This window comes from Flavobacterium sp., from assembly GCF_027533505.1.
Lineage (GTDB): Bacteria > Bacteroidota > Bacteroidia > Flavobacteriales > Flavobacteriaceae > Flavobacterium.
The window spans coordinates 136,395-157,470 of the sequence record NZ_JAPZUB010000029.1; the positions used below are offsets into that span (position 1 = coordinate 136,395).

Here is a 21,076-nt window from a genome sequence, read left to right on the forward strand (position 1 = left end):
CCATGGAATCAACGCTCATAAAAAATGCAACATTAGTTAATGAAGGGCAAATTACCAATGCAGATGTTCTTATTGAAGGGGATCGTATTGTGAAAATTGGAACGGATTTATCGGCGGGTAGTGCGCGTGTTATCGATGCTGAAGGCCACTATCTGTTGCCGGGGATTATTGACGATCAAGTTCATTTTCGCGATCCGGGTCTCACCCACAAAGGCGATATTGAAACCGAAAGTCGGGCGGCTGTAGCAGGCGGTATCACTTCCTATATAGATCAGCCTAATACGGTTCCCCATGCAGTGACCCAAGAGTTGTTGGCTCAAAAATACCAAAATGCCATGGGGCGTTCGTATGCCAATTATTCTTTTATGATGGGCGGTACCAATGATAATTTAGCCGAAATTTTAAAAACAAATCCGCGGGATGTTGCAGGCTTAAAACTCTTTTTGGGGTCATCAACAGGCGATATGTTGGTGGATAGTTCAGCTGCTATAGAAGCAATTTTTGAAGCGACACCCCTTTTGATCGCGGTGCATTGTGAAGATGAAACCACGGTGAAAACCAATTTAGCGTACTACAAAGAACAATTTGGTGAGGATATCCCCGTTCATTACCATCCTTTGATTCGAACGGAAGAAGCCTGTTATCTTTCCTCTTCCAAAACTGTGGCTTTAGCCAAAAAAACAGGGGCTCGTTTACATGTATTTCATATTTCTACGGCTAAAGAGCTCGACTTATTTGACAATACCTTGCCTTTGGAAGCCAAAAAAATTACAGCAGAAGTTTGTATCCATCATCTTTGGTTTTCCGAGGCGGATTACGCCACTCGTGGGAGTTTAATCAAGTGGAATCCAGCGGTGAAAACGGCAGCCGATCGAGAAGCACTATGGAAAGCCTTGAATGACGGACGTATTGATGTGGTTGCAACCGACCACGCTCCTCATACGCTGGAAGAGAAAAGTCAGGTTTACACCAAAGCGCCATCGGGAGGCCCCTTAGTACAACACGCTTTGACGGCGATGTTGGAAGCGGTTCATGAAGGGAAAATTACCTTGGAAAAAGTAGTTGAAAAAATGGCGCATAATCCAGCAGTATTGTTCAAAATTGAAGATCGCGGTTTTATTCGAGAAGGCTATTACGCCGATTTGGTATTGGTAAACCCAAAAGCTTCATGGACGGTTACGAAAGAAAATGTGTTGTATAAATGCGGTTGGTCACCGATGGAAGGCACTACTTTTCACCATCAAGTTACCCATACCTTTGTGAATGGAACATTGGCCTATGAAAATGGTACGGTGCACCCTAATCCAGCAGGGAAACGTTTGTTGTTTAACCGTTAATCCTAGAGTTCTATGAAAAAAGGGATACTTTTCCTTGCATTATCCATGCTGTTTTTGTCCTGTAAGGAGGATATTTTACCACCGCCCAAAAAGAAAGTGGATCGGGAAACGATGATTAACATATTGTATGATTTGGCGGTTTTGGAAGCGGCTCGCTCACAATCTTTTTCCACACGGGTGAATTATCCTACGGCAGTCGCTTTTGTCAAAGAAAAATATAAAATTGACAGTTTAACGCTAGCGGAGAATACCAAGTATTATGCTTCTGATTTGAAGGATTATAAAAAAATGTACGAGGAAGTTCGAAAACGATTGGATCAAAATCGAAACATGGGTTCGTCACCACCACCGCCTTCTTCAACACCAGATGCAGGAGGCGTAGTAAAATAATTATCGAAATGCTTGAATGATTTGATCGATGTAGGCGTCAATCGGTTGAAAGGTATAAGCGAACGTGCGTTTAACTTTCTCGTTTGAAATTAGTTCCGGACTACATAACGAAGCTGCACTTTGACGCGATAATTTTCTGGGTCGGCCGGAAAGGAAGGAGAGCAGTTTATCCAAGCGCCACCCCAAAGCAAGCATCCAAGGTTTGGCCTCAAAGCCAGGTCTTTTCACACCGAGTTTATCGGCAATGGTAAACTGAATGTCTTTAAAGCTCCGATTCTCAGCCACCAAAGCGAACCGCTCCCCGTGGATAGGGGCTTCCATTATTTTTTTTATCAAAATCACTACATCTTGAACACTAATGTAAGCACTGAAGCCTTGGGTGTAAAACGGCAATCCTTTTTTTAGAGACGTAAACAAACTGCCACTGCCTTTGCGCGCGTCCCAATTGAGAGGATACGGGCCTAATATGATTCCTGGATTGACAATAACCACTTGCAATCCCTCTTGTTGTCCGCGCCATACTTCCATTTCGGCACCGTATTTTGTAAGGGCATAATCACTATGGAGTACTTCAGGATTCCATTCGGTTTCTTCATCGATAACCGTTTGATTTTGCAACGGGTCGCCCAAAGCGGCAATCGAACTAACATGACAAAGTTTTTGGATGTTTTTGTCGATGCATACATTAACGATATTGGCGGTACCTTCGATGTTTATTTTTCGCAGCGCTGATTCCTCATTAGGATTGAATGAAATTTGAGCCGCACAATGATAAACATGGGTTACCTTTTCAAAGGCGATTTCCAAAGAGGGAATGTCAGTAATGTCTCCCACCATCCAATCAATGCGATCAAACAAAGACTCTTTTTGGTACCAAGCAAATAAACTGCGTGTTTTTTCGATTTGTTGGGTATCGCGGTAAATGGCTCGCACACAAGATTCACCCTCTTGTATCAAATGCAACAAAAGGTGAGCGCCCACTAATCCGGTACCTCCAGTAACCAAAATCATAGGTGTAAAAGTACATCAAATTCCTCACAAAAGTTGTTGTGTTAACAGGCTTCTTAAGAAACTAAACATAAAATAAAGTAGACGAGAACCGCAAACAAAGCATAAACCGCAAATACTTTTAGAAATAATTTTTTCATGGCGAATAAAATAGTGTTTGAACTTAGTTTCAAAGATAGCGTCTCCTTTTGGTATTTTGGTAGGCAAAAAGTGTCGTTTTTGTTAAAATTTTTTGCGTTTTTTTGAAGCATCCAATGAATGGGTAGGTACGAAGAAAAGATTATTTTCACCTATCTTTGCGCAAATTTTTTTACCCATGAATAATTTAGTAGCCGAATTACAATGGCGGGGATTGGTGCACGATATGATGCCCGGCACCGAGGAGCAATTGATGAAAGAGCCTACATCGGTGTACATCGGTTTTGATCCAACCAGTGATTCTTTGCACATAGGGAATTTAGTCCCCATCATTTTATTGGTTCATTTGAAAAATTTTGGCCATCGTCCTATTGCTTTGGTAGGGGGTGCGACAGGAATGATTGGCGATCCTTCGGGAAAATCGGACGAACGTAACCTATTGGATGAAGCTACGTTACAAAAAAATGTGGATGGAATCAAAGGGGTATTGTCCCGTTTTTTGGACTTTAATGCGGAAGGGCCTACGGCGCCCGTTTTGGTCAACAATTACGATTGGATGAAGGAGTTTTCATTTATCGCTTTTGCCCGCGATGTAGGGAAACGAATTACCGTAAACTATATGATGGCCAAGGATTCGGTGAAAAAAAGATTAAGTGGAGAAACTGGCGCTGGGATGAGTTTTACCGAATTTACCTATCAGCTAATTCAAGGCTATGATTTTTATTATTTGCACAAGCATTACCATTGTTTATTGCAAATGGGAGGTTCTGATCAGTGGGGCAATATTACTACGGGAACTGAATTGGTACGTCGTATGAATGATGAACATGCCAAAGCCTATGCGATGACTTGTCGCTTGATTACCAAAGCTGACGGTTCAAAATTTGGTAAAAGTGAAGGGGGCAATGTATGGTTGACTGCTGATAAAACTTCGGTGTATAAATTTTACCAATTTTGGTTAAACACGACCGATGTAGATGCAGAGAAATACATCAAAATATTTACGTTTCTGGATCAAGAAACGGTGACAGCATTAATTGAAGAGCATCAACAAGCACCACATCTTCGGGTGTTGCAAAAACGATTGGCCGAAGAAGTGACCGTATTTGTACATGGCCGTGAAGAATACGATAAAGCGGTATTTGCTTCGGCAGCCTTTTTTAGTCCCACGATGGAAGAGCTAAAGCAGCTCGATCACCAAACTTTTTTGGAAGTGTTTGAAGGGATTCCAGTGGCCAATTTACCAGCATCAGTTTTAGCAGAAAGCGGGTTGGATATGGTAGGCGCTTTGGCCGCAAAAACCAATTTTTTAAGCTCCAACAGTGAAGCGATGCGCGAATTAAAACAGCATGCCATTTCTTTGAATAAAGTCAAAGTGACTCAGGAGTATAAAATTACGTCCCAAGATTTAATCCATGGGAAGTATGTGTTACTTCAAAAGGGGAAAAAGAATTACTACTTGATTTCTATAGCGTAAAAAAGAAGGTCCAAAAGGGCCTTTTTTTATAGCACCATTAAATTACACCCTCGAATATCCGAATGGTCAAAACGGCCCAGCACTTCAAAAGATTTATTGGGGTGTTTTTTGCCTAAATCTTGCGTGGCTATAAAGGAACAAGCGTTGTAATTTGCCAAATCGATGACATTGATGCCGCCATTTTTTCCGTCGGCAACATACCCGAAAGGATCTTCAGGGTCGCGAATGAGTATTTGCATCCAAGGAGGACATTCAAAGACACCTTCCCCAAACGAATAGGCTTGTGATAAAAGTTCGGTCATCCCGTATTCAGAATGGATTGTGGGTACTCCAAAACCGGCACATAACATTTGGTGGAGCTCCTCGCGAATCATTTCTTTTCGACGTCCTTTCATGCCGCCGGTTTCCATAATGATCGTGTTTTTTAATTGGAATGTTTCTTTTTCAATAAGACCCAGTAAAGCATAGGTCACTCCAATTAAAAGTGTATTTTGTCCCGAGGCCTCCAATGCTTTTAGTTTTTGAATGAGTTCGTCGTAATTATGCAAGTAAAAGCCACTATGTTCGTTTTGCGAACCTTCAATCAAATCGGCTACCATATAGATTAAAGACGATCCTTCGCGTTCAAGATAGGAGGGAAGCAAAGCAAGTATCGCATAGTCTTCAATGTTTCCATAAAAGGTGGCAAAGGCTGATCGAAAACTTTGTACATACAATTGGATGTCGGTCACTACATGTTTGCTGGTTTGCATTCCCGTTGTGCCGCTGCTTGTAAAGGTTATTTCGGGTGTTTGGGTATTGGAAACGATGGTGTGACTTTTGAAAAACGTTATGGGTAAAAAGGGAATGGCTTCCAACGATTTGACAGCCGTTTTATCCACCTGCAGTAAGTCACAAAATTCACGGTATACGATTGTATTGTCGTATTGGTGCCGAAAAACTTTCAGCGCCATTTTTTCAAATTGCTTTGCGTTGGCAATACTAAAAATATCGTATGGATCCATGCAGCAAAAGTAGCGAAATAAAAAAGCCCCGACAACTGCCGGGGCTTGGTTTATAGCGTATCGAATAATGCTTATTCGATGATTAATTTCTTCACAGCCGTAGCGCCGTTTTCAGTAATTTGTACAAAGTAAACTCCTTTGTTCAATCCACTTACGTTAACAGCATCTTGCGTTGTAGTAGTGATTACTTCTTTTCCAATAAGGTCAAAAACGCGAACGGATTTGGTATCGTTTGCCGCAGTGTTGATATAGAAAATACCGTTTTTCACAGGGTTTGGATATACCGCTAAACCTTCAATAGCATTGTTATTTACACTCAACAAGTTTGGTGTAACAGAAACACGTAATTCATCAACGGTGATTACTGGAGTCAATGCATCTGAGTCTTGACGGAATAAGAATCCTCCCAAAGTGGTAATCGCGGCAGTTGGCGTATCGGTTAACGCAGGAGCTTGTGTGCCGTCAAAACCAGCAACTGTTGGGTTAACCCATAATTTCCAAGTATTCCCTACAAAGTCATACGCTACCACTACAAACAATACATCGTTAAGGTTGTAGGTGGCTGTTGTATAGTTGGTGGTTGACGTTCCTGAAGTTAATCCTAATTGGTAGGTAGTCCCCGTTCTTTTAATAAAAATACGGCCTCTAAAGTTTGTAGCGCTTCCATCGGTAATAATAGCAAAAGCCGTTTCAGAAGGATCTGTAGTCGCTGCAAAATCTGTTACTTTCATGATGAAAGAAGCATACAATGCACTTTCAGTAACTGTAGTGGCAGTGAATCTTTTGTGTAATTCTTTACCCGCACCGTTCAAACCAGCGGCATTACCATTGGAGGTAAGTCCGGCATAGGTTAAATTATCAGCAATAGCCAATACATCGTCTCCAGTGTTAGCATTTGCCCAAAATTGTGTAGCACCTAATGAACTTCCAACCGGATAATCCATACTGTCGTATAGCGGCAATCCACTTACAGGTTTACAGTCTGGTGCTGTGATGGTTACTGTGTACGAACAGTTGTTGCGAACCAACGTCACGGTAGCTCCTGTTCCTTCAGGAATACCTGTAACGGTAATATTTCCGTCAGCAATACTTCCAGGGTTGTCTCCTCCAACAGTACCTACAGTTGAAGTCACGGTGTAAGCACCGCCGCCGCCGCCAGAAAAAGGAATCGTAGCTGTGTAGGTATCGATTGCAAATGTAGTCGCATCACAAGCCGTGGTAGGAGTTCCAGGTACAACAGTACAAGTTGGATCAAAACTAAAGACGCGCACATCATCCAAACGGAATTGTGCAGTTGTCGTAGTTTGTGTAAAACGGATACGTAAATTAGTAGTACTTGGGATACCTGTAGTAATGGTCACTAAAGCCCAGTTTGCCGTTCCAGCTCCCGTAGGACGTGAATACGTTAGCGGAGTATAGGTTGTTCCATCTGTACTTACTTCAATGGTTAATTCATTATTAGCACCTGTAGTACTTTTGTATTGGCCAAAACTTAATTGTAACGTAGAGGTGTTAAAAGCGGAGGTGTTGATTCCTTCAATTAAGAAATCTCTACCTGCAGTATTGGTAAAAAACACATTACCACCACCTGAAGCTCCAGTATACCCTGAAGAAACCGTGGTAGCACGTATATCAGCAGTACCCGAGTACACAATCGGAGCTGCATTTTGGAATACGTTCGTAGCAATAGGGGTTGTTGCTGATGGAGTTCCCATGTTTTCACTGTAGATGGTTTGCGCCATCATAGTTACTCCTGTCAGCATAAAAAGCATGAAGTAAATTTTTTTCATATTGAAATTATTAAATTAAGCACACAAAGATAGGGACTATTTTCAGAACTAAAAAAAGCCTAAGTTAAAAAATGGTAAAATCAAAAAGTTTAACTATCTGACAATAAGTTTTCTAGTTGCAGAGGCCTCGCCTTCTTCAATTTTGATGAAATACACACCAGGTTGCAGTGTCGATAAGTTTAATTCGCGCGAAGATAAAACGGTCTGGAAGACTTTTTTACCCAAAACATCATAAATGGTGATGTTCTTTTCTTCATTAGCGCGTGTCGTGATGTAGAGTTTACCTCCTGTTACGGGGTTAGGATAAAAGCTAAGTCCCTCGATAGAATTGCTTTCTTTCAAGGTGTTTCGGGTGTCTTGAGCTGCTACAGAAACTGTGCTCAACACCAGAAAAAAGAGTATACTATAGAAGTAATTTTTGCTCATGCGTAATTATCCTTATCACAAATGTAGCATTTTAATTTCAAATTCAATGCCAAACCTCGTAAAAAAAGATTACAATGCAGATTTAGTTTCCCATTTTCGGGTTTGTGTATTGTAAAACGTGTGGTCGTCGGGAAATTCTATGTAAAAATCCTCTCCCGAATTTTTGGTGAAATACGGTGATAAATCTTCCCCTTGAATGTAATCCATAAATAGCACTTCTGTTTTTTTGTGAAGTTCGGGTTCCACCATTTTCCAGGTTCGTGCGGCCTCCTCATAAAAGGTAATCGTACCTTTTTTATCTTTTTTTAGCTTGCCTAAAGTGGCTACTCTTTTGATGGTAAGACTGGGGGCTAGTTTGGTAATTGCAAAATATTCCGAAGAATCTGGGGCTTTGTAATAAAATAGCAGATGGGCCTCCTTCGCTTTTTGTTGGTAGTAGCTATTGTAAATCGTGTCAAATTTAGTTTCATGACGTACTTTTTCAGAAGGTAATTTTTCAAAATAGCGTACTATTTCATATTTAAATTGTGCTTGTTTCTCTTTGGAAAGTTGGGCATTCGGGTCGATGGTGTAAGATGCGTTTGAGCAACTTCCCAATAAAAGTATACCACACAGCCCTGCAATAATTTTTTTCATAACATTTTGGAATAAGAAAGAGCTTAACATTACTGCTAAGCTCTTTACAAAAATAAACTTTATCTCTTAGTATGTTTTACTGTTGGGTAAAAACTCAGCCCAACCGTCTGTCCAGTCCGTAGCACCGAAAGCACCACGATAGGTTGTAGCCGTAAACCACGTGTTTAACGTAGCGTCGGTAAATTCAGCCCCTGAGGCTAATAAACCTGTTGTTACCGCAAAGTTTGGATTGGCCGCATAGTTTGACGTTACATTGCTGCCAAAAGCCAAATTCGTGTTTAATCCTAATACGGCAAATTGATCTTCAATAGCCGCTGTAATTGTGGTATTGGTAGCTTCAAACCACGATTGGATGTTTGCAACCGTAGCGGTCATTCCTGTACCGACAGCGTACGTTGTGTTTGGAGCCACAAGAATATTCTTGATTAATTTTCCAGTACCCGCGGCATAATTATCATAAACCGATTGTTGATTCATACGTAATCCACGTGGATACCCGATGAATACGGAGTTGGCGATAGTAGCCGCCGTTCTTCTGCGTAAGTCAATAGAGTGTTGATAGTTGGCATTGATCGATTGCGCATTCGTCGCTCTTGGTCCGATACAAGTAAAGTTTGAAAACACCCCAGTAGTTAATAAAGTAGTCACATTATCGTTTGGTCCGTTGTCACACTCAAAAGAGTTTGACCCTGATTGATCAGCAAAACTTGGGTAACGCACTTCCAAACCAAATTGGTTTTTCCCTGAGTATCCGAAATCCACATCAAAACTATCATCCCAGTTCGCAAATGAGATCAAATATTTTCCGTTTACAGTTCCACCAAACCACTCAAAACCGTCGTCACCTCCGTAAGAAACTTGACAATATTCGATTTGTGTTCCTGTACCAACCGCTCCTAAAGTAATCGAGTTGGTTTCATTGTTGGGTGTTAATTCAATTCCAGCATATTCTACACGAACATGAACTAACGCTCCAGAATCGTCGGCTGCATTGGTTCCGCCATAGGTTACAGCAGGATTAATCCCTTCAATTTCTGGATTTACTTGGTTCACAGGTGCATTTCCTAAAATGATCAAACCACCCCAGTCCCCACGGTCTCTAGAACCCGCCGGTAAGTTAGACGTCATCACAATCGGCTCAGACGCTGTTCCAACGGCTTCGATGCGTCCTCCTTTATCAATAATCAATGTTCCTTTGGTTGCCTTATCTCCTTTGATAATAGTTCCAGGCTCAATGGTTAATACATTTCCGCTGCGTACAAACGTTTGACCTTTGATCAAATATTGGTTGTTTTTTGATAAAGTTCGGGACTCAAGATTTCCCTCCAAAATAACCACAGAGCTTCCTCCGCCGTTATTGTTGTTGTCGTCATCACCACCACAACTCGTCAAAGTCACGGCTGCAAGTAAAAGACCTTTGAATAGAATTTTGTTGATTTTCATAAAAGTTAAATTAAGTTATGTTGTTAAAATTTATACGTTACATTGAAGGTGTACAGTACGCCTGTTCGGTGCACAAACACGGGGTCGTCACTATTGTTGATTTTATTGTCTACATTTGAATCTTGGAAAAATTGAAACTTCTCGTTCAAGATGTTGGATAAGCCCAGTTTGTAGGTTGTCTTTTTGAAAGTTTTAGCAATGGTGAAATCCATCTGGTTACGCGCAATTTCATAAATAGTAGGGAAAATTTCACCCCCAACCGCATAGATTCGATCGCCGAAACGGTTGTAAATTAAATTACCACTCCAGCCATTTTCTTTGTTATCATATCCAAGCGCCGCATTGATTACATAAGGCGATTGGCCTTGCAAGGCACGGGTACGATCTTGTGCTAAAGCTCGGTTACCTAAGTCAACTTCCGAGAAAATGTAGGATGCATTTAAGTTGATGGATAAATCAGAGAAAAATCCGTTTTTGAATACTTCTTTGAAGGATTTTCTAACTTCCAACTCGGCCCCATAAAGCATCGCCGAATCCGAATTACTATAGCGCATTCTTCGTTGCTGACTCACTACAGGAAGAATAAATTCGATCGGGTTGTCAAAACGTTTGTAAAAAACACCCAAACTAGCTGTTTCCCCTTTGGTGGGATAAAACTCATAACGCAAATCAAAGTTGTCTATCGTAGCAGTGGTTAAGCTGCTGTTTCCATCCACTTCGGTATCTTCTTGGAAGTCGTAAAATAAGAAAGGTGCAATTTCACGAAACTCCGGACGGTTTACAGTACGGCTGTAGGCAACACGCATTACATTTTTGTCGTTTAAGGTATAGCTCACGTTGAAAGAGGGTAAAACAGAGGTAATGGGTTGTTGTACTAACAAAGGCGTAATTCCCTGAAAACCATCGACTTCTAAACGGTTGTGCTCTACACGTACACCTCCTGTGATTAAGAATTTTTGAATGGGAAATTCACCGTATACATATCCTGCGCCCAGTAAATTATTGGCTTTGTAAGAGTCACTCAAGTTGGACCCTTCTCTTAAAACCCACCCGTTGGAAGCGGTAACATTGGCAGGACTGAAAATTTCGGTTAAGGGCAAATTGATTAACTCTTCTTTGCGCTCTTGGCCTACGTTACCAGGAATCAAATACGAGAAATAACGTGCGCTAAAGTCACGCGTTTTGTAATCTCCAAAGAAACCCGCTTTTAAAAGGATGGTAGAGGCTTCGGATTTACTTGATTTATTTTCAATTTTAAAATCATAGTCCACGCCAGCGTTTACGGAGGTTTCATTTAATTCTGAATAGAAGCGACCGGTGTCAAATGGGTTTGAACTTGGTGGGTCAATCATCGTAAAGTTCGCTGTGGTACTGTTTATGTTACGGAAAGTTCTAAAGCGACGTAAATCGGGTAAAATGTCTTTAATTAAGTTTCCACCTAATACCCAATTGACGGTGTTTCGGTCATTGATTTTGTGTTCTCCATTGAATTGTGAGGTCAAAATGCGACGTCCTGAGTACCCAAATTCGTAGTTATTTAACAACTGACCGGGTCGTTGATCAAAGTCAAAACCACTTCGTAACGTAGTAAAGTTTTCACCGATTTGATTGAATAGGTTTTTGAACGTGATTTTGTTTTTTGCATTGTAACGGTAAAACCAGTTGGAAAGCACCGACAAACGCACTTCATTGGAATAATAACGGTCGTCAAAGTCACGTTGCTGCTGCGGTGTATTGGTTTGTCCCGTAAAATCGTTGATAAAGGTGTTTACCGACTTATTGTAGTTTTGAAAACTATTGGAGTACGAAATCATATTGATTGTTCTCAAATTCTTGCTTTCGTCTTTTAATTTAATTTTTCGACCCAAACTGAAGCTGATACCCGTATTGAAAAAAGCTGTACCGCGTTCAGGGTTGAAGTTGTTAGGCAATTGATTGGCGTAACGAACACTTTCGCTGTTGATGTTCAAAACATCACGGTTGGTTGGGAAGCCGTTAGGCAATTGACGGAATCCATCATCCATACCCAAAATATCGGTTGCCGAACCTTCTGTTTGCCAATAGTCTTCTAGTGTGGTATTGCCACGGAATCCAAGGCTTGAGGAAACTTGTGTAAAATCAGAGAAGTTCTCCGTAGTAGTCACACTAATCAACCCACCGGAGAAGTCTCCCGGTAAATAAGCCGCTCCCGATTTCCCAATGGTCATTTTTTCTAACGTACTTACGGGTAAAAGGTCGAAAGAAAACGTTCGGCGATCTACCTCGGTGCTCGGTGCCAAGGCTCCATTAATCAATACATTGTTATAGCGCTCACTTAACCCGCGTACCATGACGAATTTACCATCATTAATGGTAACGCCCGGCACCCGTTGAATAGCTTGCGCCGCATTTCCATCGGTTCCTTTACTCATTTGTTCGGCCGAAATCGCACTGATAACTTGTTTGGCTTTTTTTGTTTCAAGAAGTACTGCCGATTCGGTATTTTTTCGTCTGCTGGTGGTGATCACTACGTCTTCCAATTTGTAGCTTCCTGAACCTAGCGTTTTGTTGATGGTAATGGTTTCCCCCGCTTTAAGTGTTACTTTCTCTTCGATGGTTTCATACCCCACAAAACTGAAAACTAAAGTGTAGGTTCCGGGTTCAACTTTTAATTGGTATTTTCCTTTTTCATCGGTGGTTACACTGTTTGTTGTCCCCTTTACGACAACATTGGCAAAAGGTAGTGGTGCATTTTTTGCATCTTTGTCAGAAATTGTTCCGTTTACTGTACCTTTTTGTGCCTGAGCAAAATGGGTTAAAAAAATTAGAAATAATAATAATTTTATCTTCATTATGGTTTGATTTATTTTCGAGGCAAAGAACGTTTCGTTTTGTAAAGTTCAGGTTACTCCTAATTTATCTTTAGGTTGGCTAAACATTAACCGAATGTTAACAAATTAAATTACTGTTAACTCATTTTGAGGGTATTCCATCCGTAGGATTATGTACTATCTTTACCCAATAAATTTTTGCGTAACTTTACGTTATGAAGAAAAAAGACATTAAGATTTTATTGGTTGATGACGAACCCGATATCCTGGAGATTGTGGGGTACAACCTAACGCAAGAAGGCTACAAAATTGTTACGGCTACAAACGGTAAAGAAGCGGTTGCAGCGGCCAAAAAAGAGCGTCCCCATCTTATTATTATGGATGTCATGATGCCCGAAATGGATGGTATGGAAGCTTGTGAAAATATCCGAAAAATCCCAGAGCTTACCAATACAATCATCACTTTTTTAACCGCGCGCAGTGAAGACTATTCGCAAGTGGCAGGTTTTGATGCAGGCGCCGATGACTATATTGCCAAACCGATAAAACCCAAATTGTTAGTCAGTAAAGTAAAAGCCCTCCTTCGGCGCTTGAAAGACGATGCGGTCTCTAATGAAAACATCACCGTTGGCGGCATCGAAATCAATCGCGAAGAGTACAAAATCATTCGCGATGGGGAAGAAATTATTTTACCTCGAAAAGAATTCGAATTGTTTTATCTTTTGGCTTCCAAGCCGGGTAAGGTTTTCAAACGCGAAGAAATTTTGGATAAAGTTTGGGGTAACGAGGTCATTGTGGGCGGACGAACCATTGACGTACACATTCGCAAACTTCGTGAAAAAATTGGGGAGGATCTCTTCAAAACCATCAAAGGGGTGGGCTATAAGTTTGAATTGTAATTTCCGTACCTTTATCGCCTACAACCGATGAAATTCATGGGAATTAAACTCAAAAAAACATATGCCTTTGCGGTGATTTCTGCGTTGTATATAACGTTGTTTTCAGCCATATTATTGACCTTAATCCAAGTGATTCTTTACGAGTTTTCACTCGCCTTAACGCTTTCTTTCTCTATTGGAATTTTAATTTTTTCCATTATCGTAATCCAATACCGCTCAGAATTATTTATCTACCAGCGGGTCAAAAAAATCTACGATGACGTTTCGCTTTTGGATTCAGCCATACTCCGTAGTCAATCAATAACGACTGACATGGCCACCTTGGAGCGGGAGGTAAAAAAATATGCCACCGATAAAAAACTAGAACTCGAAAATCTTAAAGTCCGCGAGGAATACCGAAGAGAATTTATGGGTAATGTGTCACACGAACTCAAAACGCCTCTTTTTACAGTGCAAGGGTATATAGAAACCTTAATCGATGGGGTTAAGGATAAAAATATGCGCATTAAATACCTCGAGCGTGCCCAGAAAGGGGTAGAGCGATTGGTGTATATTGTACAAGATTTGGATATGATTGCCAAATTGGAAATGGGTGAGGTTACCCTTGAATATACCGAGTTTAATATCGTTGACTTGATTCAAAATGTATTCGACATGTTGGAAATGCAAGCCGATAAGAAGAATATCATTTTAATGTTTGATCGCAAATATAGCAAAGCCATCCGCGTGCATGCCGATAAAGAGAAGATTCAACAAGTTTTAATCAATCTCGTGATGAATTCCATCAAATATGGTAAGGAAAACGGTACTACTGAAGTCACCATTGAAGATTTGGTCAAAAACAAAGTGATTGTTCGCATTCGTGATAACGGGGAAGGCATAGAAAAGCATCATATTCCACGACTTTTTGAGCGGTTTTATCGGGTAGATAAAAGTGGTGCGCGCAGTGAAGGAGGTTCGGGATTAGGGTTGTCTATCGTGAAACATATCATTGAAGGCCACGACGAAAAAATTTATATTGAAAGCGATTATGGCAGCGGTTCCGAGTTTTCATTTACCCTCGAAAAGGCGAAACAAATCAACGGGTAGTTCTTCTTCATCGGCCTTGGGGAGTCCTTTGTAAAAAGGAAGTAGCTCAAGTTTTTGCGCCGTAAAATCATTTTGTGAACATTGCGGTACCATTCCATCACGGTGAAAACGCTTTGCCAAATATTCTTGTTCGTATTGGCCAGGCGTGGGAATAAAAAACGCTTTCTTCCCTAATTTGGCCAAATCCATAATGGTAGTATAGCCCGAACGGCAAATGACTACTTCGGCAGCATTCAATACCTCCGATAACCCCTCCGAAGTAAGGTAGTTGTAAATTGTAAAAGGAGGCTCATAGGTTTTTTGAATTGTACCCTCTACAACACCGCGTACTAAAACTATTCGCGCTTCTAGAGGGAGCAACTCCTCTCGAATTTTCGTTTCCAACAAACTCCGCTGAGGCTCGGGACCCGATAATACAATCAAGTAATCAATAGTGGTTGAAACGCTCTTTTTTTGAATGCGACTCAACACACCCAAATAGCGTGTGGTATTAGGAAGTTTTTCAGGATGGCCCAATTTCCCAGATAGATTGATCGCACCACCCCAATCGGGAACCCAACATTCATTAAATTTTTGAATAAAAAAACGATGCAATCCACTAGAAATCCATGTGGTCTTTCCCGACAGCACCGTGAGTTGGTGTGTGATGATTACCGATGGAACTTTTTTGCTGTATACCCCCAAACGATTGTCCGAAATAATGCCCGCCAAATGGTACTGGGCAATCCACTGACGTACCAATCGTTTTTCTTCAAAAATGGCCGCAATCGTCTTGGGACTGTTTTTGAGTAATTTCCATTTAAAGTTTTTGGGATTCTTGGCGTAGGCAATATGATACGAGGGTAATTCCAAATGCATCAATTCGGGGAACTCCCGTTGCAATAACGCCAACGCTGCACCATCACTCGCAATAATAGGCTGAAAGCCTTCGGCGAGCAACTGTCGAATAATCGGGATGCAACGCGTAGCATGGCCCAATCCCCAATTCAACGGCGCCACCAATATGTTTTTTCGGGTTTCCACAATAGCAAAAATAAAATAATTTGTCATGCGGTGGATTTCCTTAATTTTGCCAAAACATTAAGAAATCACGTGGGCAGTAAAAATAAATTAAAACGATTCAGCGAAAACGCCAATTTTACCAATGTTATCCAACCCACTCGCGAAGAGGTTGTCGAAGGACGATTCCCTCATCGTGGATCGTGGCGTCACTTTTTTAACAATGAAAATCCTGTAGTCGTCGAATTGGGTTGTGGCAAAGGTGAATACACCGTAGGCTTAGCCCAACGTAATCCCAATGTTAACTACATCGGAATTGACATCAAAGGCGCCCGATTTTGGCGAGGTGCCAAAACAGCTGCCGAACAAGGCTTGACCAATGTGGCTTTTGTGCGCACTCAAATCGAGTTGGTTGATTTTATTTTTGCCGAAAATGAAGTCGATGAAATTTGGATTACCTTTCCCGACCCACAAATCAAATACAAACGTACCAAACACCGCATGACCAATGCCGAATTTTTAAACCGGTACAAGAACATCCTGAAACCTGATGGGCTGATGCATTTGAAAACCGATAGTGAATTTATGCATGGATATACCTTAGGACTTTTGCATGGATTGGGTCATGAAGTGTTGTATGCCAATCATAATATTTACCACAATCTAGGCGCTCCAGAGGAAGTTACCGAAATAAAAACATTTTACGAGCAACAATATTTGGAAATCAATAAAGCGATTACGTATATTCGTTTCAAAATCAAGTAGTTTTCCGTTAACCACGGTTTTATGACAGTATTCATCCCTTTTTTCACGGGATTGATTGCGGCTATCGTAGGGGTGCTTCCCCCAGGGCTCATCAATATGACCGTTGCCAAAGTTCGTTTAACCGATGGAATCAAGCGTGCGTTGATTTTTGTATCAGGGGCTTTGCTGGTTATTGCCATTCAAACCTATGTTTCGGTCGTTTTTGCACGCTACATCAGTCAACACGACGAGGTAGTTGCCACTTTGCGCACCATAGGTTTGGTTGTTTTTGGCGTACTTACCGCATATTTTTTCTTTTGGGCCAAAAAACCCACCTTGGAAGGCAGTGACCGCATTCAATTAAAAAGCAAACGCAGTCGTTTTTTTATGGGAATGCTCATTTCAGCTTTAAATCTTTTACCCATTCCTTACTATGTGGTGATCAGTGTGACTCTTGCGTCGTATGGTTATTTTGATTTTTCATTGGCACAAGAACTAAGCTTGGTCGCCGGCGTTACCTCAGGCTCTTTTTTAGTGTTCTACCTTTATATGGTATTTATCAGTCATTTAAAGTCCAAAACCGATTGGGTACTGCGCTACATGAACCGTATTATGGGCACCATTACCGGATTGGTGGCTTTACTCACTTTGTGGAACTTATTGCGCTAATATGAAATCGTCGCCAGAAACCGCTTCTTTTTTTGAACGGGTATATGCCGTGGTGCGTCAAATTCCCGAAGGACGGGTAACCTCTTATGGGGCTATCGCCAAAGCCTTGGGTGCAGCGCGTTCGGCACGAATGGTAGGCTGGGCGATGAATGCCAGTCACGGATTGGACGATGTTCCCGCCCATCGCGTAGTCAATCGCAATGGGTTGCTCTCAGGGAAGCATCATTTTCCGGGAACCCATTTAATGCAACAACTGTTGGAGCAAGAAGGAATTCGTGTAGAAAACGATCAAATTGTCGATTTTAAAACCCACTTTTGGACGCCTGATATCAATTTCGAATCAATTCCATAAACTGCTCGATGAGCTGGTTTTCGTAGTCAAAATTAACTTCCTCTTCCCACGTCATTTGCGAGGGATAGTCAGTTTTGTGGCGGTAGATTTTCCAGCGTTTGTGATGGTATTCCAGGGCGGTTAAGTTTTCAATCCAGTCGCCCGAATTGAGGTACAGCGTTGAACCTTTTTTGGTGGTAATGGATTCAATTTTAGGCTCATGGATATGGCCGCAAACCACATAATCGTAATCGTTTTCTATGGCAATATCGGCGCAAAGGGTTTCAAAATTGGAGATGAATTTCACTGCCGATTTCACACTCGCTTTGATTTTTTTGGAGAGGGAATAGGGTTCTTTCCCCATTTTTTGCAATCCCCAATTGATCAAACGGTTGAGTAAAATCATAATGTCGTAACCCCAACCGCCGAGTTTGGCCAACCATTTGGCATGGGTAATCGAGGCATCAAACACATCGCCATGGAAAATCCATGCTTTTTTCCCGTCCAAGTTTAGGGTAAGTTTATTGAGTAACGAAAAATTGCCCAAATGCACATCGGTAAATTTACGTAAGAGTTCGTCATGATTGCCCGTCAAGTAATACACTCGGGTTCCTTTGGCGCTTAGACCGATGATTTTTTTCAGTACTTTTTGATGGGCTGGCGGGAAATACGATTTTCGAAATTGCCAAATGTCGATAATGTCACCATTCAAGATTAAGGTTTTGGGTTTGATGGAGTTGAGGTATTCCAAGATATCACTGGCGTGGCAGCCATAGGTTCCCAAATGCAGGTCGGAGATAACGACCAATTCTACTTTACGCTTTTTCATGGGATGATGTTTTCACAAAGGAATACCTTACGTGTTGTGTGAGCGTAAGCTTGACTTTATGAAAAGGTAAAGGTATTGCTGTCAAGAACGATTTCCTGTAAGGATTTCTTAACGTCCTCGCTAGGCCTGACCGTCGTGAATATCCTGCCGGCGGGAGGGCGCTTTATCCGACCGCCGGCCGATAGTAACAAAGGGCAGGAGCAGCCTAGTAAAAGCCTCGGGGGCGCCTCCTTCTAATCCAATTAAACACAAGGCTATTCGTTTGATTTTATCCATTTTTCCCGCAAAACATTTTGAAAGCTTTAACGGTCGTTTCTTTGTATTTCCTTGTATCTTTGCAATCTAAAATCAGTCTTAATAAAAATGAAGTTAGAACGCAAAGCAATTCTTCAAGCGCTTGAAACCATCACGGTGGCGGGTGAAGGAAAAAATATGGTAGAGAGCGGCGCTGTTAAAAATGTGGTTACGTTTGGTAATGAAGTTGTGGTCGATTTAGTGTTGAAAACGCCCGCCATGCACATAAAAAAACGCGCAGAAGACGATATTCGCAAATTGATTCACGAGCAGTTTTCTCCCGAAGCTGAGGTGAAAGTAAATATCAAGGTGGAAGTCCCCGAGAAAAATGAAATCAAAGGGCAACCCATACCCGGCATCAGCAATATTATCGCAGTAGCCTCTGGAAAAGGAGGCGTTGGAAAGTCAACCACTACAGCCAATTTGGCGGTAACCTTAGCCAAAATGGGATTCAAAGTCGGTGTTTTGGATGCCGATATTTACGGTCCTTCGATGCCGATTATGTTTGACGTAGAAACCGAAAAACCGTTGTCGATTGAAGTCGACGGCAAGTCGAAGATGAAACCCATTGAGAGTTACGAAATCAAGTTGCTTTCCATCGGGTTCTTTACGGCACCCGGCCAAGCGGTGATTTGGCGCGGACCCATGGCTGCCAAAGCGTTGAATCAAATGATTTTTGATGCGGCGTGGGGGGATTTGGACTTTATGCTGATTGATTTGCCGCCGGGCACAGGCGATATTCATTTGTCGATCATGCAGTCGTTGCCCGTGACGGGAGCGGTTGTCGTGAGTACGCCGCAACCCGTAGCGTTGGCCGATGCTCGCAAAGGAGTGGCCATGTTCCAATCGGAAGCCATCAACGTGCCGGTACTCGGAATCATTGAAAATATGGCCTATTTCACCCCCGAAGAGTTGCCCAACAACAAGTATTATATTTTTGGAAAAGAAGGCGCGAAGCATTTGGCCGAAGACCTTCAAGTGCCGTTTTTGGGTGAAGTGCCACTGGTGCAAAGCATTCGTGAAGCGGGCGATTTCGGTCGACCTGCCGCCTTGCAAACCGCTTCCCCGCTAGAACAAGTATACGAAGCCATTGCCCGTAACGTAGTCACCGAAGTGGTACAGCGCAACGAACATTTGCCTCCCACCGAAGCGATTAAAATTACCACGATGGCAGGCTGTTCGGCCGTTAAGAAAAATTAATTCATCATGCCTAGAACGGAACTTGCCTAACTAGGATTTTATACTTTTTGAGAACATGAGTCAGGATCAATTAATTGAAAATATTGAGAAAGCCCTCGAGGAAATCCGTCCGTTTTTGAATTCCGATGGCGGCGACATTACCTTGGTGGCGGTGGAAGATGACAAGCACGTGAAAGTCCGTTTTGAAGGCGCATGCACCGGTTGTAGTGTCAATCAAATGACGCTCAAAGCGGGGGTCGAAACGACCATCAAACGCTACGCACCTCAAATTGAAACCGTAGAAAACGTTTCCTAATGGATAGGTTGGGGCGCGTCCCTCGAGGCCAACATGGGATGTAATCATCGCGTGTGTCCATCCTCGGGGTCGGGCTTTTGGCACTCGCGTCCTAACGGCGCGCTCAAACAAAGCCGCAATCCCTCGCGCAACCCCTGCTCCCGATGACATTTATCATAGATTAGAAAAGTACGGTTCGCGATTTTTGTACCGTATTTCAAACCCAAAACACAATGATTACAACCGATATTCTAATTATAGGCGCGGGCCCCACCGGATTATTTGCGGTGTTTGAAGCGGGTTTGCTTCAAATGAAATGCCACTTGATCGATGCCTTACCCCAACCGGGTGGGCAGTTGGCCGAACTCTATCCGAAGAAGCCCATTTTTGATATTCCGGGATTTCCCGAAGTAATGGCCGGCGATTTGGTCAATAACTTGATGGAACAAATCAAACAGTTTCAACCCGGATTTACCTTAGGAGAAACGGCCGAAACCATCGATAAACTCGAAGACGGGACGTTTATCGTGACGACCAATAAAGGAACCCAGCACCACGCCAAAGCCGTAGCCATTGCGGGTGGTTTAGGAACGTTTGAACCCCGAAAACCGCTTATTGATAACATCAGCGCTTATGAAGAAAAAGGGGTGGAGTATTTTGTGAAAGATCCCGAATTGTTCCGCGACAAACGCATTGTAATTGCAGGCGGCGGCGACTCGGCACTGGATTGGAGTATTTTCTTATCCAATGTAGCCAGTGAAGTAACCTTAGTACACCGGCGTAACGAGTTTCGCGGCGCATTAGATTCGGTAGAAAAAGTACAAGAACTCAAAAAATTAGGCAAAATCACCTTAATCACTCCCGCCGAAATTACCGCCATCGAAGGCAAAGGACATGTAGAGCGGTTAACGCTGGACTGCAATGGGGCACAGCAATTTCTCGATACCGATTATTTTATTCCGTTGTTTGGACTAACCCCTAAATTGGGTGCTATCGCCAATTGGGGCTTGGAAATCGAGAAAAACGCGATTAAAGTCAACAATGCCTTAGACTACCAAACCAATATTGAAGGAATTTACGCCATCGGCGATGTCAATACGTATCCGGGCAAATTAAAGCTCATTTTATGCGGTTTTCATGAGGCTACTTTGATGTGTCAAAGTGTCTACAATCGGTTAAATCCTGGCAAACGTTATGTGTTGAAATACACCACCGTTTCGGGGGTCGACGGATTTGATGGTACGCGTAAAGAAGCCGAGAAAGCAGTGGTGAAATCTATTGAATAATTT

At 42.1% G+C, this 21,076-nt stretch carries 20 protein-coding genes; 11 read left to right on the forward strand and 9 right to left on the reverse strand.

All coding sequences use genetic code 11. The annotated features are described in order from the left end of the window. Window positions 1-2 precede the first annotated feature (2 nt). Together O9316_RS06750 and O9316_RS06755 are read left to right on the forward strand one after the other, a co-directional pair. Complete coding sequence (locus tag O9316_RS06750; protein ID WP_298204297.1) at window positions 3-1,337, forward strand: dihydroorotase; 1,335 nt, start codon at window positions 3-5, stop codon at window positions 1,335-1,337. A 12-nt stretch (window positions 1,338-1,349) separates the two neighbouring features. After that, a complete protein-coding gene (locus O9316_RS06755) occupies window positions 1,350-1,727 on the forward strand; it encodes a DUF4296 domain-containing protein (RefSeq protein ID WP_298204298.1) in 378 nt (125 codons plus the stop codon). On the opposite strand, the gene O9316_RS06760 is transcribed toward O9316_RS06755, so the two are convergent. Beyond that, entirely contained in the window at window positions 1,728-2,738 is a 1,011-nt protein-coding gene (locus tag O9316_RS06760; protein ID WP_298204299.1) for an NAD-dependent epimerase/dehydratase family protein, read from the reverse strand. It abuts the gene before it with no gap. Window positions 2,739-3,051: 313 nt separating this feature from the next. Here O9316_RS06760 and tyrS point away from each other — a divergent pair, with 313 nt between their 5' ends. Beyond that, complete coding sequence (tyrS, locus tag O9316_RS06765) at window positions 3,052-4,350, forward strand: tyrosine--tRNA ligase (RefSeq protein ID WP_298204300.1); 1,299 nt, start codon at window positions 3,052-3,054, stop codon at window positions 4,348-4,350. 26 nt (window positions 4,351-4,376) lie between these two features. Here tyrS and O9316_RS06770 read toward each other — a convergent pair whose 3' ends face one another. From O9316_RS06770 to O9316_RS06795, 6 genes are all read right to left on the reverse strand, one after another. Further along, window positions 4,377-5,354, reverse strand: coding sequence for an acyl transferase (locus O9316_RS06770; RefSeq protein WP_298204301.1), 978 nt, complete (start codon window positions 5,352-5,354; stop codon window positions 4,377-4,379). Window positions 5,355-5,425: 71 nt separating this feature from the next. Next, on the reverse strand, window positions 5,426-7,144 hold the full coding sequence (locus O9316_RS06775) for a T9SS type A sorting domain-containing protein (protein ID WP_298204302.1): 1,719 nt from the start codon (window positions 7,142-7,144) through the stop codon (window positions 5,426-5,428). A gap of 93 nt (window positions 7,145-7,237) precedes the next feature. Continuing rightward, entirely contained in the window at window positions 7,238-7,570 is a 333-nt protein-coding gene (locus O9316_RS06780) for a T9SS type A sorting domain-containing protein (protein ID WP_298204303.1), read from the reverse strand. 69 nt (window positions 7,571-7,639) lie between these two features. Further along, window positions 7,640-8,206 (reverse strand): hypothetical protein, encoded by a 567-nt coding sequence (locus tag O9316_RS06785; protein WP_298204304.1) that lies wholly within the window; start codon window positions 8,204-8,206, stop codon window positions 7,640-7,642. Window positions 8,207-8,272: 66 nt separating this feature from the next. After that, window positions 8,273-9,649, reverse strand: a complete 1,377-nt coding sequence (locus O9316_RS06790) for a hypothetical protein (protein ID WP_298204305.1) — start codon at window positions 9,647-9,649, stop codon at window positions 8,273-8,275. A 23-nt stretch (window positions 9,650-9,672) separates the two neighbouring features. Further along, a complete protein-coding gene (locus O9316_RS06795; protein ID WP_298204306.1) occupies window positions 9,673-12,480 on the reverse strand; it encodes a TonB-dependent receptor in 2,808 nt (935 codons plus the stop codon). A gap of 194 nt (window positions 12,481-12,674) precedes the next feature. Between O9316_RS06795 and O9316_RS06800 the strand changes: the two genes are divergently transcribed. Together O9316_RS06800 and O9316_RS06805 are read left to right on the forward strand one after the other, a co-directional pair. After that, window positions 12,675-13,358, forward strand: a complete 684-nt coding sequence (locus O9316_RS06800) for a response regulator transcription factor (protein ID WP_298204307.1) — start codon at window positions 12,675-12,677, stop codon at window positions 13,356-13,358. 36 nt (window positions 13,359-13,394) lie between these two features. Beyond that, a complete protein-coding gene (locus O9316_RS06805; protein ID WP_298204308.1) occupies window positions 13,395-14,447 on the forward strand; it encodes an ATP-binding protein in 1,053 nt (350 codons plus the stop codon). On the opposite strand, the gene O9316_RS06810 is transcribed toward O9316_RS06805, so the two are convergent. Further along, window positions 14,409-15,497, reverse strand: a complete 1,089-nt coding sequence (locus O9316_RS06810; protein WP_298204309.1) for a glycosyltransferase — start codon at window positions 15,495-15,497, stop codon at window positions 14,409-14,411. The two genes, O9316_RS06805 and O9316_RS06810, sit on opposite strands and share 39 nt — an antisense overlap. 42 nt (window positions 15,498-15,539) lie before the next feature. On the opposite strand from O9316_RS06810, the gene trmB reads away from it, so the two are divergent. Genes trmB through O9316_RS06825 form a run of 3 tightly spaced genes read left to right on the forward strand, consistent with a single transcriptional unit; the run spans window position 15,540 to window position 17,211 of the window. Further along, window positions 15,540-16,211, forward strand: a complete 672-nt coding sequence (gene trmB, locus O9316_RS06815) for a tRNA (guanosine(46)-N7)-methyltransferase TrmB (protein WP_297515904.1) — start codon at window positions 15,540-15,542, stop codon at window positions 16,209-16,211. Between the two features lie 21 nt (window positions 16,212-16,232). Continuing rightward, a complete protein-coding gene (locus O9316_RS06820; protein ID WP_298204310.1) occupies window positions 16,233-16,859 on the forward strand; it encodes a LysE family transporter in 627 nt (208 codons plus the stop codon). Between the two features lies 1 nt (window position 16,860). After that, window positions 16,861-17,211 (forward strand): MGMT family protein, encoded by a 351-nt coding sequence (locus O9316_RS06825; RefSeq protein ID WP_298204311.1) that lies wholly within the window; start codon window positions 16,861-16,863, stop codon window positions 17,209-17,211. Here O9316_RS06825 and O9316_RS06830 read toward each other — a convergent pair. Beyond that, window positions 17,189-18,019, reverse strand: coding sequence for a UDP-2,3-diacylglucosamine diphosphatase (locus tag O9316_RS06830; protein ID WP_298204312.1), 831 nt, complete (start codon window positions 18,017-18,019; stop codon window positions 17,189-17,191). The genes O9316_RS06825 and O9316_RS06830 overlap by 23 nt on opposite strands. A gap of 363 nt (window positions 18,020-18,382) precedes the next feature. On the opposite strand from O9316_RS06830, the gene O9316_RS06835 reads away from it, so the two are divergent. The 3 genes from O9316_RS06835 to O9316_RS06845 all read left to right on the forward strand — a co-directional run bounded on the left by O9316_RS06835 (window position 18,383) and on the right by O9316_RS06845 (window position 21,073). Further along, window positions 18,383-19,513, forward strand: coding sequence for an Mrp/NBP35 family ATP-binding protein (locus O9316_RS06835; protein WP_298204313.1), 1,131 nt, complete (start codon window positions 18,383-18,385; stop codon window positions 19,511-19,513). Window positions 19,514-19,568: 55 nt separating this feature from the next. Beyond that, window positions 19,569-19,808: a NifU family protein gene (locus O9316_RS06840; RefSeq protein ID WP_298204314.1), complete on the forward strand. Its 240-nt coding sequence runs from the start codon at window positions 19,569-19,571 to the stop codon at window positions 19,806-19,808. 212 nt (window positions 19,809-20,020) lie between these two features. Continuing rightward, window positions 20,021-21,073, forward strand: a complete 1,053-nt coding sequence (locus O9316_RS06845) for an NAD(P)/FAD-dependent oxidoreductase (RefSeq protein ID WP_298204315.1) — start codon at window positions 20,021-20,023, stop codon at window positions 21,071-21,073. The last annotated feature ends 3 nt before the right edge of the window (window positions 21,074-21,076 follow it).

Bases quoted from the DNA above. Each gene is read 5' to 3' on its own strand.
- O9316_RS06750 (WP_298204297.1), top strand. From the start codon at position 3: ATGGAATCAACGCTCATAAAAAATGCAACATTAGTTAATGAAGGGCAA.
- O9316_RS06755 (WP_298204298.1), top strand. From the start codon at position 1,350: ATGAAAAAAGGGATACTTTTCCTTGCATTATCCATGCTGTTTTTGTCC.
- O9316_RS06760 (WP_298204299.1), bottom strand. From the start codon at position 2,738: ATGATTTTGGTTACTGGAGGTACCGGATTAGTGGGCGCTCACCTTTTG.
- tyrS (WP_298204300.1), top strand. From the start codon at position 3,052: ATGAATAATTTAGTAGCCGAATTACAATGGCGGGGATTGGTGCACGAT.
- O9316_RS06770 (WP_298204301.1), bottom strand. From the start codon at position 5,354: ATGGATCCATACGATATTTTTAGTATTGCCAACGCAAAGCAATTTGAA.
- O9316_RS06775 (WP_298204302.1), bottom strand. From the start codon at position 7,144: ATGAAAAAAATTTACTTCATGCTTTTTATGCTGACAGGAGTAACTATG.
- O9316_RS06780 (WP_298204303.1), bottom strand. From the start codon at position 7,570: ATGAGCAAAAATTACTTCTATAGTATACTCTTTTTTCTGGTGTTGAGC.
- O9316_RS06785 (WP_298204304.1), bottom strand. From the start codon at position 8,206: ATGAAAAAAATTATTGCAGGGCTGTGTGGTATACTTTTATTGGGAAGT.
- O9316_RS06790 (WP_298204305.1), bottom strand. From the start codon at position 9,649: ATGAAAATCAACAAAATTCTATTCAAAGGTCTTTTACTTGCAGCCGTG.
- O9316_RS06795 (WP_298204306.1), bottom strand. From the start codon at position 12,480: ATGAAGATAAAATTATTATTATTTCTAATTTTTTTAACCCATTTTGCT.
- O9316_RS06800 (WP_298204307.1), top strand. From the start codon at position 12,675: ATGAAGAAAAAAGACATTAAGATTTTATTGGTTGATGACGAACCCGAT.
- O9316_RS06805 (WP_298204308.1), top strand. From the start codon at position 13,395: ATGGGAATTAAACTCAAAAAAACATATGCCTTTGCGGTGATTTCTGCG.
- O9316_RS06810 (WP_298204309.1), bottom strand. From the start codon at position 15,497: ATGACAAATTATTTTATTTTTGCTATTGTGGAAACCCGAAAAAACATA.
- O9316_RS06820 (WP_298204310.1), top strand. From the start codon at position 16,233: ATGACAGTATTCATCCCTTTTTTCACGGGATTGATTGCGGCTATCGTA.
- O9316_RS06825 (WP_298204311.1), top strand. From the start codon at position 16,861: ATGAAATCGTCGCCAGAAACCGCTTCTTTTTTTGAACGGGTATATGCC.
- O9316_RS06830 (WP_298204312.1), bottom strand. From the start codon at position 18,019: ATGAAAAAGCGTAAAGTAGAATTGGTCGTTATCTCCGACCTGCATTTG.
- O9316_RS06835 (WP_298204313.1), top strand. From the start codon at position 18,383: ATGAAGTTAGAACGCAAAGCAATTCTTCAAGCGCTTGAAACCATCACG.
- O9316_RS06840 (WP_298204314.1), top strand. From the start codon at position 19,569: ATGAGTCAGGATCAATTAATTGAAAATATTGAGAAAGCCCTCGAGGAA.
- O9316_RS06845 (WP_298204315.1), top strand. From the start codon at position 20,021: ATGATTACAACCGATATTCTAATTATAGGCGCGGGCCCCACCGGATTA.